This window comes from Streptomyces kaniharaensis (assembly GCF_009569385.1).
Taxonomy (GTDB): domain Bacteria; phylum Actinomycetota; class Actinomycetes; order Streptomycetales; family Streptomycetaceae; genus Kitasatospora; species Kitasatospora kaniharaensis.
Map to the genome: position 1 here is coordinate 1 of NZ_WBOF01000010.1, position 14,976 is coordinate 14,976.

12 protein-coding genes are annotated in these 14,976 nt (G+C 72.0%); 7 read left to right on the top strand and 5 right to left on the bottom strand.

Annotated features, from left to right (window positions below; translation table 11 throughout):
* Positions 1 to 400 (top strand): hypothetical protein (locus F7Q99_RS40690; protein WP_195911429.1); only part of this gene is annotated, 400 nt, incomplete at its 5' end.
* Positions 401 to 408: 8 nt separating this feature from the next.
* On the opposite strand, the gene F7Q99_RS39000 is transcribed toward F7Q99_RS40690, so the two are convergent.
* Together F7Q99_RS39000 and F7Q99_RS39005 are read right to left on the bottom strand one after the other, a co-directional pair.
* Complete coding sequence (locus tag F7Q99_RS39000; protein ID WP_153472010.1) at positions 409 to 1,017, bottom strand: hypothetical protein; 609 nt, start codon at positions 1,015 to 1,017, stop codon at positions 409 to 411.
* Between the two features lie 830 nt (positions 1,018 to 1,847).
* A complete protein-coding gene (locus F7Q99_RS39005) occupies positions 1,848 to 2,147 on the bottom strand; it encodes a hypothetical protein (RefSeq protein WP_153472013.1) in 300 nt (99 codons plus the stop codon).
* 185 nt (positions 2,148 to 2,332) lie between these two features.
* On the opposite strand from F7Q99_RS39005, the gene F7Q99_RS39010 reads away from it, so the two are divergent.
* The 6 genes from F7Q99_RS39010 (at position 2,333) to F7Q99_RS39035 (ending at position 11,798) form a co-directional block, all read left to right on the top strand.
* Entirely contained in the window at positions 2,333 to 2,845 is a 513-nt protein-coding gene (locus F7Q99_RS39010; protein ID WP_326847578.1) for a hypothetical protein, read from the top strand.
* A gap of 82 nt (positions 2,846 to 2,927) precedes the next feature.
* Positions 2,928 to 3,461 (top strand): RapZ C-terminal domain-containing protein, encoded by a 534-nt coding sequence (locus tag F7Q99_RS39015; protein ID WP_407697921.1) that lies wholly within the window; start codon positions 2,928 to 2,930, stop codon positions 3,459 to 3,461.
* Between the two features lie 309 nt (positions 3,462 to 3,770).
* Positions 3,771 to 4,676 carry a hypothetical protein gene (locus F7Q99_RS39020; RefSeq protein ID WP_153472019.1) on the top strand — a complete coding sequence of 302 codons (906 nt, stop codon included), beginning with the start codon at positions 3,771 to 3,773 and terminating at the stop codon, positions 4,674 to 4,676.
* 921 nt (positions 4,677 to 5,597) lie between these two features.
* On the top strand, positions 5,598 to 10,949 hold the full coding sequence (gene mobF, locus F7Q99_RS39025) for a MobF family relaxase (RefSeq protein WP_195911430.1): 5,352 nt from the start codon (positions 5,598 to 5,600) through the stop codon (positions 10,947 to 10,949).
* 46 nt (positions 10,950 to 10,995) lie between these two features.
* The gene (locus F7Q99_RS39030) at positions 10,996 to 11,211 is read left to right on the top strand and encodes a hypothetical protein (RefSeq protein WP_153472025.1); all 216 of its coding nucleotides are present in this window, start codon (positions 10,996 to 10,998) and stop codon (positions 11,209 to 11,211) included.
* 77 nt (positions 11,212 to 11,288) lie between these two features.
* Complete coding sequence (locus F7Q99_RS39035; RefSeq protein ID WP_153472028.1) at positions 11,289 to 11,798, top strand: hypothetical protein; 510 nt, start codon at positions 11,289 to 11,291, stop codon at positions 11,796 to 11,798.
* A gap of 68 nt (positions 11,799 to 11,866) precedes the next feature.
* Here F7Q99_RS39035 and F7Q99_RS39040 read toward each other — a convergent pair whose 3' ends face one another.
* Genes F7Q99_RS39040 through F7Q99_RS42955 form a run of 3 tightly spaced genes read right to left on the bottom strand, consistent with a single transcriptional unit; the run spans position 11,867 to position 14,650 of the window.
* Positions 11,867 to 12,559: a hypothetical protein gene (locus F7Q99_RS39040; protein ID WP_153472031.1), complete on the bottom strand. Its 693-nt coding sequence runs from the start codon at positions 12,557 to 12,559 to the stop codon at positions 11,867 to 11,869.
* 32 nt (positions 12,560 to 12,591) lie between these two features.
* The gene (locus F7Q99_RS42950) at positions 12,592 to 13,629 is read right to left on the bottom strand and encodes a type IV secretory system conjugative DNA transfer family protein (RefSeq protein WP_195911431.1); all 1,038 of its coding nucleotides are present in this window, start codon (positions 13,627 to 13,629) and stop codon (positions 12,592 to 12,594) included.
* Positions 13,520 to 14,650 carry a type IV secretory system conjugative DNA transfer family protein gene (locus tag F7Q99_RS42955; RefSeq protein WP_153472037.1) on the bottom strand — a complete coding sequence of 377 codons (1,131 nt, stop codon included), beginning with the start codon at positions 14,648 to 14,650 and terminating at the stop codon, positions 13,520 to 13,522. The genes F7Q99_RS42950 and F7Q99_RS42955 overlap by 110 nt, the downstream gene beginning before the upstream one ends.
* Between the last annotated feature and the right edge of the window lie 326 nt (positions 14,651 to 14,976).

Below are 14,976 nucleotides of genomic sequence, written 5' to 3' on the forward strand. Positions count from 1 at the left end.
GCGGATGATGGACGAGCTGGACGACTGGCGCAACGACCGCGAGGTGCGGCTGCTGCAGGCGGTGGTGCTGGACCTGCACGCGCTGGAGTTCCCCGAGGACGAGCTGCTGGGGCGCGAGGCCATGGCCGCGGCCTGGATTCTGCGGGAGACGGACGACAGCCTGGGCACGTCGACCGGCAAGCACCCGCCGTTCGCCGACGAGTGGCACTCCTCCGGCGCCTCCCGGCCGTACGTGCGTCAGGAGTACCTGCAGTACCGCACGAGGCCGGCGGCCGAACCGGTCCCGGCCGCCGCCGTTCCCGAGCCGACCGCGCCGGTCGAGCCGCGCCGGGTGTGGTGGGACCGCCTGCTGGACCCGATCTTCACCAAGTGGCTGGGCTGGCAGAGGATCGAGGAGTAACAGTCGTCCTACCCGAGGTTCTGCCCCGGTTCGCGGCCGTCGCCGACGTCCCGGTGCCGGGGCAGCGGGAGCGGGCCGACGAGCTGCACAAGGTCCGTGCCCGCTCCCCACATCTCCAGCTGCTGGCCGTCGAGCAGGTACACCCCGCCCTGCCGCGAGGCCCACAGGACGTCCTGCCGGGAGTACCGGCCGAGGCTGACGACCAGGCGCAGGACGCCGCCGAAGCCCTCGGTCCCCGCCCGCCGCAGCGGCGCCGGCGCCGGGGTCGCCTCTCCTACTTCGTTGACCGGCCGCACCGTCACCTCCAGCGTGCGGCCGTCGCCGTCGCGCGCCATCAGCCGCGGAGTGCCCTGCCAGGGAGCCGACTTCACCCGCCAGCCGTCGCGCCGCAGCATCCGACTCGCGGCCCGGGCCAGCGCGTGCTCATCGGCCAGGGCCCGCAGGTCGGCAGCGGCGTAGAGGCCGGAGCGGCGCCGCGCTATCACCGCCCGGCGCCGGCGGACGACGACGACCAGGGCGACGACGAGCACCAGGACGACGAGGACCCCGACCAGGCCGAGCACGGCGTACAGCCACCACAGCACCAGGAGCGGCAGGACGAAGACCGCCGCGCTCACCACGAAGCCCGGCAGCGCGTCGCGCAGCGGGGGCCGGCCTTTCCTGCTGCCGGAGGTAGCTCAGGGCCGGGCCCGTACGGCACGCGGGAGCCCTGAGCGGGGGTCCGTCCCAACCAGCCCACCATCTGCCCACTCCCTACCTGCTGCCGCCGTACCTGACGCCCCGTTGATACATGCCCACGAGCGTCGATCGCAGCGGGGCCCGCAGAGCATGGCCGAACCCGGACACTTCGAGGCCGTCCGGACGCTCGGCGTCGAGGGCGGGTCCCGGTCGTCCGCACCGTGTGCATGGTGGATGTTGTGGGCGCCCGGGGCCGCAGTCGGAGACGGGCGCGTCGCCCACCTCCTGTAAGCAGTCTTGAACTTCAAGACTTCAAGAGTTAGGGTGGTGACGCGGAAACCCCCTGTGCTTGGCGTGGGGAGGCCAAGCGGGACAGGATGTCCCGCAGGCCGTGAGCAGCACGGACAACGACGAGAAGGCGAGCGCGTGAGCATCTTCAAGGACATGAGCCAGGGCGCCGAGCTGCTGGCCGCCGAGGTCGAGCGGCTGGTGAGGAGTTCCCGATGGGCCAGGACAACCGCGGCGGCACCGTAACGCTGACCACCGCCGGCGGCCTCGGACACCCACAGTTCACGGTCGAGCTGTCGCTGGAGGAGGCCGCCGCCGTTCGCCAGGCGGTGGCCCGGTTGCGGCTCCAGTTCAAGCAGCAGCACCCCGACCAGCCGGGCGTCTGCGCGCACTGCCACGGTGGCGGCCGTGCGGACGAGAGCCGGGACTGCCCGGCCTGCGGGGAACGGATGCGCTGGTGGCAGAGCCCCGACCTGCCCGACTACCAGGCCCAGGAACTGGGGTGGTGGGTGTGCGGGGGGTGCGCGCACCGGGTGGCCGGCCCGTACGACGCCGAGCAGGCCGACGCCAGCGCCCGTACGGAGCTGGAGCCCGGGCACGCGAACGGCGAGCACTGGCGGTGCGTGGCGTGCGAGACCGTGAACGCGATCACCGACCGGACGTGCATGGCGTGCGACCGCGGCCGGCCCCAACTGGTGGCCGGGCACCGGCAGTACACCATCACCTGCCCGTACTGCAGCAGCACGGACGTCGAGGAGTACGGCGATCCGATCTCCACCACCCACGACGACTACGCCGACTGTGCGCGGTGCCGGGCGTGCGGGCGGGAGTGGGGGCTGGACCCCGCCGCCGACGCCTCCTGCACCAGCTGCGGGGGCAGTGGCCGCCCGGGCAACGGCCCCCACGCGACGAAGGACGAGCACGGGGCCCGGGTGCTGACCCGGCCTGCAGCTGCTCGGAGGAGCGGTGAGGCGAAGCCGGGCGGACCTGCCGTGGGCCGAGCTGGTCGGGCACGCGCCGAGCCGTGCGAGGTACACGGCGAAGGTCTTCCGGCGGGGCGACGGGCAGTGCTGGTACTGGACCGGGGGGATCAGCTCGACCGGGCACGGCAAGTTCCGCGCCGGCACCGGGGACTGGAGCGAGGTGGTCAGCGCCCACGAGTACGGGTACGCCGTCGAGCACGGCCACCAGGCGCTGATCGACACCCCCGTGATCCGGCACACCTGCGACAGCCCGAGCTGCTGCAACCCCCGGCATTGGCTGCCGGGCACCCGGCAGGACAACGTGCTGGACTACGCGTCCCGGTCGCGGCTGGCCGGGCACGCGCTCGCTGACGTGCGGGGGCCGAGGGGCCGGGCCGACGCGATCCGGGAGGCGATCCTGGCGGCGAAGCCCGACGAGGTCGAGGCCGCGATCCGGGAGGCGATCAGGGCGGGCCAGCCCGGGGGAGCGCAGCAGGACGGACTTTGGGAGGTCTGACGGACCGTGGGGTGGCACGGGCCTCGGCCCGTGCCACCCCATGGCCCGGGCAGTCCGGACCAGTGACGAAGGGGAGCATCACATGCAGATCGAGATCATCAGCTTCGGATACCTGCACGGCCCCGTCCCGGAGGCCGAGTTGGTCCTGGACCTCCGCAAGCACTTCAAGGACCCCCACGTGTCGCCGACCCTGCGGTACCTCACCGCCCGGGACCAGGAGGTGCGCGACGCCGTCAAGGCCACCCCCGGCATCCTGCAGGTGGTGGCCGCGACCATCACCATGGCGCAGTCGTACGCCATGGGCCCCGGCGCCGAGACCAGCGTGTTTCGCATCGCCGTAGGATGCGTCGGCGGACGCCACAGGGCCGCGGCAACGGCCGAGTTGCTGCAGACCGGGCTGACCGCCGCGCAGTTCGACGTCACCACCCTGACCCACCGCGACCTGGACCAGCCGGTGGTGGAGTCCGGCCGCGAGACCGGCCGCGTCGAGCGGTACGCCGAGGTGATCGAGCCCGCGCTGGTTGCTCTGTGGAACGAGCTTGGCGAGGACGACGAGTTCGATACCCAGGTGGGCGCAGAGAACGCCGCGATGGCCTTGGTGAAGGCCGGGTACTGATCAGGGAGCAGTGGCGGGCCGCTGGAGCGACCCGCCGACCCTCAGCGGGGGTTGGTTGCCCCGCAGTTGCCGCAGCGGCCCCCCGAGTGGGGTGGCAGGGGGTGCCCGCAGGCACCGCATCCTCCCTGTACCGGCATCGGTTCCTCCCGTAGTAACAGTGGCGCCCCCCGGTGAAGCGGACCGGGGGGCGTTGTTGCTGGCCACCACCCTAGGGCCGGACTGTTACGAGGTCGAGGGATCTCCGGACCGGGGGGACCGACTGACCCAGAATCACACCGTGTACATGGTGCGAAAGGTAGGATGCCGAGCATGGCGACGAACCTGCGGGGCCGCGAGGGGGCCCGGATCATCACCGCGCTGGAGACCATGTGGGCCGCGATCCAGGCCCGGCACCCTCACGTGCCGGACGCCGTGGTCATCACCGGCAGCGGCCTGCCCTCGAAGAAGAGCAAGGCGAAGCGCTCGGCGTACCAGAAGTACGGCCACCTCACCCCGGACCAGTGGGCCGACCCGGAGAACACCGGCCGCCGGCCGGAGCTGTTCGTGGCGGGTGAGCTGTTGGAACGCGGGGGCGAGGCCGTGCTGGAGACGATGCTGCACGAGGCCGCGCACGGCATCGCGGTGACCCGGTCGATCGTTGACTGCAGCAGCGACGGACTCAGGTGGCACAACCGGAAGTTTGCGGAGCTGGCGCGCGAGGTGGGGCTGGAGCCGCCGAAGCGGGCCGCGCAGACGTACGGCTTCTCTGACGCTGTGCTGCTGCCGGCCACCGCGGCCGCGTACGCCTCGGCGATCCGGAAGCTGGAGGCTGCTCGACTGCCGTTCCTGGAGGGCGAGCCCTCCAAGCAGGAGGACCAGGAGCAGGCCGAGGAGGAGCCGAAGAAGAAGCGGACCTCCGGCAAGCGGTACCCGATCGTGTGCCGCTGCACGCCGGAGCCCCGGCGCATGCAGGTGACCCCGAAGACCTACGGCAAGGGGACGAAGAGGGGCGCCATCCTGTGCGGGCTGTGCGGGTCGGAGTTCGCGCCCGAGAACGACGACGCGGCCGAGGCGTTCGATTCCTACGACGACGAGCCGGAGACCACCCAGGCGACCACGGAGGCCGTCCCGGTCGCGGTGCCGGCCGCCCGTACGGAGGAGCCTCCGTCGCCGCCGGAGGCGGACTCGGCGTGGGCGGGGGAGGAGCCGGAGCCCGAGTGGGCAGGTGAGGGCTGACCGTCAGCTCCACCGTGTGCATGGTGGGTTGGGGCCCCGTTCTGACGCTCGGCGTCGAGGGCGGGGCCCGGTCGTTTGCACCGTGTGCATGGTGGGTGTGGCGGGGGGCGGGGGTGGGGGCGCAGGCCCGCGCCGAGGGGTGGCTGGCCGCCGTCGAGGTGGGCGGTTCACACCGTGTCCACGGTGGGCGCAGTCGGGCCGACCGGCCCCGGTTCGGTGGGCAGGTTGCACCGTGTGCATGGTGGGTTGGGGCCCCGTTCTGACGCTCGGCGTCGAGGGCGGGGCCCGGTCGTTTGCACCGTGTGCATGGTGGGCGTGGCGGGGGGCGGGGGTGGGGGCGCAGGCCCGCGCCGAGGGGTGGCTGGCCGCCGTCGAGGTGGGCGGTTCACACCGTGTCCACGGTGGGCGCAGTCGGGCCGACCGGCCCGGCGCCCCGGGGTGGGTGGTTGCGGTGGGTGAGGCGCGGCCCGCTGGCGCGGGGCCGGGCGGGGGTGGGGGCGGGTGCGTCGGCGCCGCGCCGACGCGGTGGGTTCGGTGGGCGGTTCACAGCATGTCCACGGTGGCTGCCGTCACGGCCGGCGGCCGGGTGGCTGATCACCTCTTGTAACAGTGGCCCGCGTGCGCGGGCGGGCGTGCCGCGCCGTCGAGCCTGCCGCACGTCCGTGCTCGCGGCCGTTGGCCGTGGTTGCCGCAGGCGCCCGGTTGCTGTCCTGTACATGATGGTTTCTGACGTGTGATCATCTTTCCGCCTCCGGCCCGTCGTCCGTGCTGCCTCTCCCTGTCCTAGGTCTACTGTCCGTTGTGATCTTCCGCCGCTTACTTCCCGTCCCTGTGAGCTGATGGTGTGTCGTGCTGTGTTCCGTCCTCTTGTTCTTCAACACACCCTTGCATTGAAATCCGATGGACCGTACCGTGATCGTCATGACAGCGTCGGTGAGCTTCGGGTCGAGCCCGGACTACCTGCTGTCCTCTGTCGGTGCACGGTCAGATAACTACTACTTGCAGGCCATTGACCAGGACGGCGAGCCGCCGGGGATCTGGGCCGGCAAGGGTGCCGCAGCGTTCGGACTCTCGGGTGAGGTCGACCCCGAGACCTTCCGGGAGATGTACACACATCTGATCGACCCTCGGGACATCGACAAGTTGCACAGCGTCACCGCCGAGCGGTGGGACGCCTATCGCAAGGCGCACCCCGACCTGCAGCGCGGGACCGACGAGTACAAGGCGGCGAAGGCCGCGATCCGCAAGGAGGCGCTGGCCGAGTTCCGTCTGGGCTCACCGCTGCGGGACTACTCGAAGAGCACGCAGCGTAAGGTCGATGAGGCTGTCGAGAAGCTGGGGGAGCACGCGACTCCCGAGCAGAAGTGGGCCGCGGAGATGGGCGTGCGGCGCAACGCGACGCAGTCCAACACGTACGTCGACGTCACGTTCAGCGCCCCCAAGAGCTGGTCACTTCTGCACGCCGGTCTGCAGGTTCGGGCGGTCGAGGAGAGGCTGGCCGGGAACCACGAGCTGGCCGACGCGTACGCCGCTCAGGCGGAGCAGGTCTGGGAGGCGTTGAAGGAAGGCGCGGCCGCCGGCCTTGCCCACATGGAGGCCCAGGCCGGGTACACCAGGGAGGGCCGCTTCGCCAGCAAGAAGGGCGAAGCCTCGGTGGGCAAGCGGGTCGACGCGCACGAGCTGACCGCCGCCCAGTTCGCCCAGCACCTGAGCCGCGACGAGGACCCGCAGCTGCACATCCACACGGCGATCCTGAACCGCGTCGCGTACAAGTCCGTCGACCCGGTGACTGGTGAAGAGGTCACGAAGTGGGGTGCGCTGGACGGCAAGCTGATCCTGCGCGAGGCCAAGGCCGCCGGCCACCTCTTCGAGAAGGTGGCCGAGGAGTCGCTGACGCGACGGCTCGGTGTTCGATTCGAGATGCGCCCGGACGGCAAGGCCCGCGAGATCGTCGGCATCGAGGAGTCGCTGCGGGACCTGTACTCCAGCCGGCGCCGGGTGGTGACCGCCGGGGTCAAGGAGCTGGCCGACGCCTACGAGGCCAAGCACGGCGTGGCGCCGAAGGCCCACACGCTGGCGAAGATGGCCCAGTTCGTCACCCTGCGGGACCGCAAGGTGAAGGACCACGACGGGGCCTCCCGCGAGGAGCTGCTGGAGCGTTGGGAGAGCGCCGCCAAGGAGAACCTGCAGACCACGCTGCGGGACGTGCCCGAGGCCGTCGCCCAGGCCGCCAGCGAGCGCGGCACGGCGCCGGAGGAGTTCGACCCGGCCGAGGTGGTGCGCAAGGCGATCGAGACCGTGCAGTCCGAGCGTTCGACGTGGCAGCGTTCGCACCTGCAGGTTGAGATCATCCGGCAGCTGCCGGACTGCCTCGGCGGCCTGGACGTCGACCAGGTGACCTCCCTGGTCAACGAGCTGACGGACTTCGCGCTGACCAACCCGGAGGAGTCCGGGCTGGTGGCGCTGGCCGCCCCGGAGCTGATCCCCATGCCGCGCTCGCTGCAGCTGGGCGACGGGACGCCGATCTACCAGGTCCCCGGCGCCGAGCAGTACGCGACCCGCGGCCACCTGGACACCGAGGAGCGGCTGCTGGAGGACGCCCGCCTGGTGGGCGGTCCGGCGCTGACCGAAGAGCAGATCGAGCAGGCGCTGGTTGGCCGCGGGCTCAACGCCGGGCAGGAGGCCGCGTTCCGGGGCATCCTCGGCGGAGGCCGCCAGGCGGACGTGCTGATCGGCCCGGCCGGCGCGGGGAAGTCGTACGTGGCGGCCGCGATCCACGACGCGTGGCGCGACACCGGGCGCTCGGTGATCGGCCTCACGACCTCCGAGCGGGCCGCCCGAGTGCTGGCCGGTGAAGGCGTCGAGCACGTCGCCAACTTGGCGATGTTCATCAACTCCAACAAGGCACTGGCCGAGGGCAAGACGTCTCCTGAGCTGGAGAAGTACCGGCTGCGGCCCGACCAGCTGGTGATGCTGGACGAGGCCGGTATGACCGAGACCCACGTCATGGAGGAGGTCCGCCGACTCGTCCGCGAGGCCGGCGCCAAGCTGGTGTACGCCGGCGACTTCGCCCAGCTGACCTCCGTCGGCGCGGGCGGCATGCTCGCCGAACTGGCCACCCAGGCCGGGGTCCAGGTCTACGAGCTGGAGGAGGTCCGCCGCTTCAATGCGACGTGGGAGCGCGAGGCGTCGCTGCGGCTGCGCGAGGGCGACACCGAGGTTCTGACCGACTACGAGAACCGCGGCCGCCTGCTCGGCGGCGAGCGCGACGAGATGCTGACCGCCGCGTACCAGGACTGGCTCGCCGACACGACGGCCGGCCACAACTCCCTGCTGATCGCCGTGTCCCAGCAGCAGGCCGATCAGCTGGCCGCGATGGCCCGGGCCGATCTCGTGCGCCTCGGCCGCGTCGAAGCGGACGGCGTCCACCTTGAGCTGCGCGGGATCACGATCGGTGTCGGCGACCAGATCCAGCTGCGGGAGATCAACCGCCAGGTCAAGAGCGCGACGGGTGACCGGTTCGCCGTCAACCGGGACGTAGTCCAGGTCACCCAGCGCAACAAGGACGGTTCGCTGGTCGTGCGCTACGACGACGGCGAGCTGATGTACCTCCCGGCCCACTACGTGCAGGACCACGTGGATCTGGCGTACGCCGGCACCGTGCACTCCAGCCAGGGCCGCACGGTCGACCGCTGCCGCGTGCTCACCGAGGGCGGGGACACCCGCGAGAGCCTGTACGTCGCGCTCACCCGAGGCAAGGACGGCAACTGGGCGTACGTGGTGACGGAGCGGAACATCTCCGAGCTGGACGGCCCCGACGAGGTCGTGGTGGACGAGAAGTTCGCCGTGCTGGCCCAGGCGATGGAGACCTCCGGCGCCGAGCTGTCCGCTACCGCGGTGATCCGGCAGAACCTGCAGGAGTCCGTCAGCTTGGTGCGCTGGTCGTTCATCCTGGACGACCTGCAGACCGGGTACGCCGAGGAGCGGTACGGCCGACTGATCCACGACACCCTCGGTGCCGAGAGGTATCGGGAGATCAGCGAGGACCCGGCATACGGGCCGTTGATCAGGCTGGCCCGGGCCGCCGAGGCCGCCGGCCACAACCCGGAGGCCCTGCTGCAGCAGTCCATGGCTGGCGACCTCTCCGACGCCCGCCACGTCGCCCGCGTGCTGCACTCCCGGCTGGAGCAGCAGATTGACGCCGCCGACCGCGCCCGCGTGCGGGCCGACGAGCGCGACGTGCGCCAGACCGTGCGCGCCCAGGAACTGGCCGCACCGGAGGTGACCGGGGCTGCCCAGCTGGCGCCGGTCGTCGCCGAGCGCCCCGAGCTGGTGATGGTCTACGACCCGCAGACCGGCGGGTGGGTTCAGCGCGAGGCCGAGGCCGCCCCGGCGGCCGCCGAGACGGCGGGCGAGACGCTGCCCGAGCAGCCCGTGGCGACGTGGGACTACGAGGCCGGCCAGTGGGTCCAGCAGGCCCGTGTCGAGGACGGCGTGGAGGTCGAGCCGGAGGACTGGCTGCTGGCCCCGCCCGCCCCGCAGGGGCTGGACCAGGCCGAGCTGCAGCCCGCGTACGGCCAGGAGGCCGAGCGCCCCCGCGTGTTCGACGCCGCCAGCGGTGAGTGGGTGGAGCTCACGATCGCCCAGGAGGAGGTCCCCAGCCCGTGGGCGGCCGTCGAGGACGCGTGGCTGGAGCAGCTGACCGCCGTCAACACCAGCATTGCCGTCCTGCACTCGGGTCAGGAAGAGCAGCGGCGAAGCGAGATCGCCGACGAGCGCCGGGCCGAGGCCCAGGAGCGCGCCCGCTGGCAGAGCCGGGTCGCGCAGATCCCGGGGGAGAAGGGCGACACCGCGCGGGCCGCCGCCGAGCTGATGGACGGCCGGCGCCTCCTGCTCGGCCAGGAGCTGGCCGACGCCGAAGAGCTGCCGCAGTGGGCGGCCCGCTCCCTCGGCCCGGTGCCGGACGTCGACCGGCCCGAGCAGCGAGAGCAGTGGATCGAGCGGGCCGGCACCGTCGCGGCGTACCGCGAGGCCCACGGGTGGGACAGCGAGGTGGCCGCCATCGGCCCCCGCCCGGCCCGCGGAGCCGTCGACTACCAGCAGGACTGGGACCAGGCGTTCCGCGCCCTCGGCGAGCCCGAAGAGCGGATGGAGCTGGTCGGGGCGACCGACGCCCAGCTGCGCGAGCTGGTCGACCGCTACGAGCGGGAGGAGGCGTGGGCACCCGCGCACGTCGCCCCGCAGCTGCGGACCACCCACCAGTCGATCCAGCGGCTGGAGCGCGAGGAGGCCCAGCGCCAGATCGCCCTGCTGGAGGCGACCGACGAGGCCGCCCGCGAGGAACTGCAGCGCCAGGCCCAGGCCGCCGCCGAGGAGCTGGCCGAGCTGCGGTCGCGTACCGCCGCGCTGGAGGAGATCCACGGCGTACGGGGCGACTGGCACGAGCACACCGAGGAGACGCGCGAGCGCGCGCAGGAGGCCCGCCGCCTGCTGGAGCTGCGCGAGGCCGTCGAGCCCGAGCTGGAGCTGGAGCAGTTCGCGGCCGACGAGTGGGACATGGTCGAGCCGGAGGCCGAGTTCGCGCCGGAGGCGGAGTTCTCCCCGTTCGACGACGGCGAGTGGCAGATGACCGAGCCGGAGGCCGAGTTGGAGGTGCCGGCCGACGTCGAGGCGGAGCACGACGTCCACCAGGACGTCGCCGAGCCCGTCCCCGTCGAAGAGCCGGAGCTGGCCGACGAGTTCCAGCCCTACCAGTGGGAGAGCGCCAAACCGGCGCCGGAGCCCGAGCCGGAGGCCGAGTTGGCGGCGCCGGCCGACGTCGAGGCGGAGCACGACGTCCACCAGGACGTCGCCGAGGCCGGGCACCAGGACGTGGCGGACGTTCAGCCGCAGGCCGGCGGGCCGTCGTTCGCCGAGCAGTCGGAGACCCTGCGCCGCTACCACGAGGAGCTGCTGCTGGGCCAGGCCGCCGAGGAGCCCGCGGCGGCTGTCAGCGCGCCCCAGGAGGCCGTGCTGACAGCCGAGGTGGAGGCCGAGCCGGTGCTGGCCGGGGAAGGGCTGCACGACGCCCTCCTGCAGGCCCGCGAAGCCCGGGGCATCCTGGACGACCGCGCCGCCTACCAGGACCAGGTGGTGGCCGAGGCCCGCGCCGCGATAGGAGAGCTGCAGGCCGGGCGCGACGCGGCCGAGGCCGTGCGCGAGGTGCCGCCCCCGAGCGTCCCCGCCCAGCCCGTCCCGGTGGTCGAGGCCCCGCAGATCCAGATCCAGCTCTAGCCGGACCCGTACGGGGCCCGGCACCCGGGCGACCAGCGGAGGAAGCGTGTCCAGCAGGCCCATTGACCGCCCGTTCGCTTGGCACCGCGCGAGCGGCACCGCGACCTGCCGCCGCTGCAGGTCGGGCGTCGTTGGGCTGGCCGACGTCGCCGAGGCCGCCCGGTGGCACGCCGTCCACCGCAGCGGCTGCACACCGCCGAGCACGTCGGGCGCCAAGGTGCTCGACTTCACCGGGAGGCTGGCCAGCCGCACCGCCAGGTGACCCAGCACGGGTGAACGGCCCGTTCGCGCTGCTGTGCGCTCTGTCCCTGTCGGAGGAGATCGGGCTACCGTCTAGCCATGGTGAGTAATGGCTGGTCCCGAGTCCATGTCCCGGTGCCGCCGGCGGTGGCGCCCTACACCGTGCCGGGCGGGGCGGGCGTGCCGCCCATGCCCTCCGCGCCCCCGGCCGTCCCCCTGCCCACCGGGGTGCCCGAGGTCGTCATCCGCTCCCGCGCCGAGCTGGAGCAGCTTCGCGACGACGCCCGCCAGGAGCTGGCCGCCACGGAGGAGAGCTTCCGCGCGATGTGGTTGGACCCGCGCCACCGGGGCGAAGGACTGACCGGCGTGCTCAACGCCGTGCTGTGGCTGCTCGGCGAGCGACCGCTGGCGCCGATGAGCAACGAGGTCGAGGACAGCCCGCTGCCGGTGACCCGGTCGATCGGGCGGGAGCAGATCCACGCCGAGGACAGGGTGTTCGGGCGGGCGTGGCGCGAGGAACGCACCGAGTGGTACGCCGGCGGTGTGCTGCGGACGCTGGAGTGGTCGCACATCCAGGGCCGGGACCGGCCGATCTCCGAGAGCTTCTAGCAGCGGAAACGACAGAGAGGGGCGGGGAACCGATCGGTTCCCCGCCCCTCTCGCGTGTGGTCCGGGCGTCAGCCGCCGGTCGACCCCGCGGCCGCCCGAGCGCGTTCGTCCTGCTCCGCCTTCTCCCGGGCCTGCATGGCGAGCACCCTCCCGTTGATCTCCTGCTGTTCGGCGTCCAGGTTGATCGGCCGGTCCGGCTCGAACGGCTCGACGTGCTGCTGAGCCGAACGGCACTCGTCCAGAGCCGACTTGAGATCCTTGAGGATCAGGGGCTTCCACCTCACCAGCCACTCGGACTGCCGCAGCGGAGAGGCGTCCGCCTCGGTGTGGGCCCAGTGCCACATCCCGCACAGCGCGCCGAGCAGGTGCACCACGTCCCCGTGCTTGAGCCAGCAGGGTTCCATGTGGGCGGCGTACTCCGCCGGGAAGTAGCGGCGCCAGTAGGTCTCCCGCCAGTGTACGAGGTGGTTCAGCGCGGCGTACATCTGCTCGGCGTTCATCGCCGACCAGTTCCACAGCGGGGTCTGCGTGCCCTCCCGGTGGGCCAGGCCCTGCAGAATCCGGCTCATCTCGATGACCTTGCCGGGCAGGTCGATCTCTTCCATGGTGGTCAGCCGGGCGTCCACCTTGGTGACGTGCGAGGCAGCGTCGTTGACCTTGCGGTTGACCACGTCGATCATCCCGACCAGCCGCCGCTCGGCGGGGTCGGTGACCTTCGCGGTCGGCTTGAGCCGGAGGTCCGGGCGTTCGTCGGTGCTCATCAGCGGTTCTTTCGTGCTCGACGGGGCGGAGGCTACCAGGGCAGGGTGCCGTCACCGACAGCACGGCGGCGCGGCTGCTCGGCGGGCGCCTCGGCCGGCGCGGCGGCGGGCTGCTGGGCGGGGATCTCCGGCGAGTAGTTCGGCAGCGGCGGCGGGAAGACCACGGTGGCCGCGGGGGCGGGCTGCTGGACCGGCGGGGCCGCCGGAGTTGGCACGGGCATGGCCGGCGGGGCGCTCGGCATCACGGGGGCGGGGACCGGGACCGGCTGCTTCACCAGGTCGACCGTGCCCTGCTTCGCAGCCAGCTTCTGCTCCTTGCGCTGCAGCTTGAGCGCCTTCTTCTCCTCCCGCAGCGACTCCTTGACGTCCTTGCGCTTCCAGGTCGGCAGGTACGTGACCTTGATCGGGGCGACGGCGCGGTGCAGGTAGAGGCCGTTGCCGACCTTCATCTCCCGGATGTCCTTGGGGGGCATGATCCTGATGCGGCGGATGCTGTGACTCTCGGTCGGCTTGCCGTCCTTGTCCTTGCTGACGCTGACCACGGTCTGGTCGGCGTCGCCCACCAGCATGGAGAGGTCTTCCAGGTCGGAGGGGACCGTCAGGCCGCCCAGCACCAGCTTGTTGCAGTTGTTGTAGATGGTCTGGGCTGCCGTGCGGCCCCAGCGTTCGTCCAGCTGGGAGCGGGACTGGGCGCTGATCTCCATGTGGATGTTCCATCCGCCGGCGTCGGAGGTCCAACGGTGGATCGGCAGCGGGCAGATGATGGCAGCTTCGTCGAGGATGAAGCGGATGTACGGGTCGAGGCGGCCGCCGGCGCGCTTGGCCCACTCCTTGGACTCTTCGTAGACCTCCGCCACCAGGCAGGAGTACAGCGGGGCGATCGAGCCGCGGTCGCGGTCCTCGCCCATCAGGTAGAGGGTGCCCTGCGTGGCCAGCAGCTCGTACGGGCTGAACTCCGGCTCACCCGGGGCCGGGAGGACGATCTGCGCGACCGTGGGCACCGACATGAAGTCCAACGTCGGCGCGAGGCTCATGTAGACGCCGGCCGCGGTCTTGTCCGGAGCGTTCATCTCCTGCTCCAGGGAGTCGATCCACAGCTGGGGGACGCGGTGGGCGTTCCCCTTCATGATCCGCAGCGGCTCCCCGTTGTTGGGGTCCGAGACCCAGCGCGCGACGTCCAGGAGGGTGCCGCCCTTGAGCGCGGGCCGCCATCATCAGGTTGCGCAGGAGCGTGAAGGAGTGGCTGTCCCAGAAGCTCTGGTTGGCCATGGCCTCACCCTTGGCCGAGGCCGAGAGCATGTACCCGGCCCGCCGGATGGCGATCGTCGGGTTCTCGCAGCCCCTCACCGGGTTCCACTTGATGGTGTTGGGCACGCCTTCCAGGTCGCTGTTGAACACCCAGACCGGCCGGCCGTCCCGGCGACGGAGCACGTGCGTCAGCTTGTACAGGTCGGCGCGGGTCGAGGTCGCGACCACCGCCCCGGCCGCGTCGATCAACTGACCGCCCAACCACGCCGACTTGCCCGCACGCGGCGGCGCGAAGATCAGGACCGTGTCCTCACAGGCGATGTACAACTGCTTCTTCCAGATCGCGTCCGTGCCCAGCTGAGTGCCCAGGTCGAGGGCGGTCGGCCGGACGCCGGAGCCCACCAGGGAGGGCCGCAGGTCCGCGACGCGGTTCAGCAGCTGACGCTCGCCCAGGGTCTCGTTGACCTCCCGGTCAGTGGCGAACCCGGTGCCCTTGGGCAACGGGAGCGCGCGGGCGTTGCCCTCGGTGACCTGCTTCTTCAAGTGCATGTAGCCGTACCCGAGCCCGCCGACCGCGAGCCCGACCGCGGTGAACCAGTGGCCGGGCAGCGCGTCCACGAAGTGGCCGAGGAGGTTCAGCGAGTCCCCCACGGACGGCCCGGGCACCTTGGTGCCGGGGGACGCCGGCGCCGAGGGCGCGGTGGAGGGTCCGGCCGCGCCGACCATCAGGGGCATGCCGCCCAGCGCCGCCAGCCCGATGCGCTTGGTCGAGCAGCAGTCGTCGCCGTACTCGGCGGTGTCGTTGTCGGTCGTCTCGGTAGTCTTCTCGGTGCGGGACAACATCGGAGCGCGATCTCCTTAGGTCTCGTTCGGAGCCCCCCGGCTGACGGTTCGAGCGTTGCCCGGGGGGCTTCGCGTGTGTACCGATGACCGGAGCGATCACGGTACGCCCCCCCTGTGACAAGCACAGGGGGTTTCCACGGCGAGCCACCATCGTAACTCTTGAAGTCTTGAAGTTCAAGAGTTCGGCAATCTTGGTGTCCGCGCTCGGCGCCGGGGAGGGGGCCGCTCGGCGGGGGAGGTTCGGCGCTCGGCTGGCCCCCGCCCGCGCTCGGCACGCGACGGGGGCCCGGCATCCGGCGCTCGGCCGGGCACCGGGCCCCCGTGAG

Bases quoted from the DNA above. Each gene is read 5' to 3' on its own strand.
- F7Q99_RS39015 (WP_407697921.1), top strand. From the start codon at position 2,928: ATGCAGATCGAGATCATCAGCTTCGGATACCTGCACGGCCCCGTCCCG.
- F7Q99_RS39020 (WP_153472019.1), top strand. From the start codon at position 3,771: ATGGCGACGAACCTGCGGGGCCGCGAGGGGGCCCGGATCATCACCGCG.
- mobF (WP_195911430.1), top strand. From the start codon at position 5,598: ATGACAGCGTCGGTGAGCTTCGGGTCGAGCCCGGACTACCTGCTGTCC.
- F7Q99_RS39035 (WP_153472028.1), top strand. From the start codon at position 11,289: ATGGTGAGTAATGGCTGGTCCCGAGTCCATGTCCCGGTGCCGCCGGCG.
- F7Q99_RS39040 (WP_153472031.1), bottom strand. From the start codon at position 12,559: ATGAGCACCGACGAACGCCCGGACCTCCGGCTCAAGCCGACCGCGAAG.
- F7Q99_RS42950 (WP_195911431.1), bottom strand. From the start codon at position 13,629: ATGAACGCTCCGGACAAGACCGCGGCCGGCGTCTACATGAGCCTCGCG.
- F7Q99_RS42955 (WP_153472037.1), bottom strand. From the start codon at position 14,650: ATGTTGTCCCGCACCGAGAAGACTACCGAGACGACCGACAACGACACC.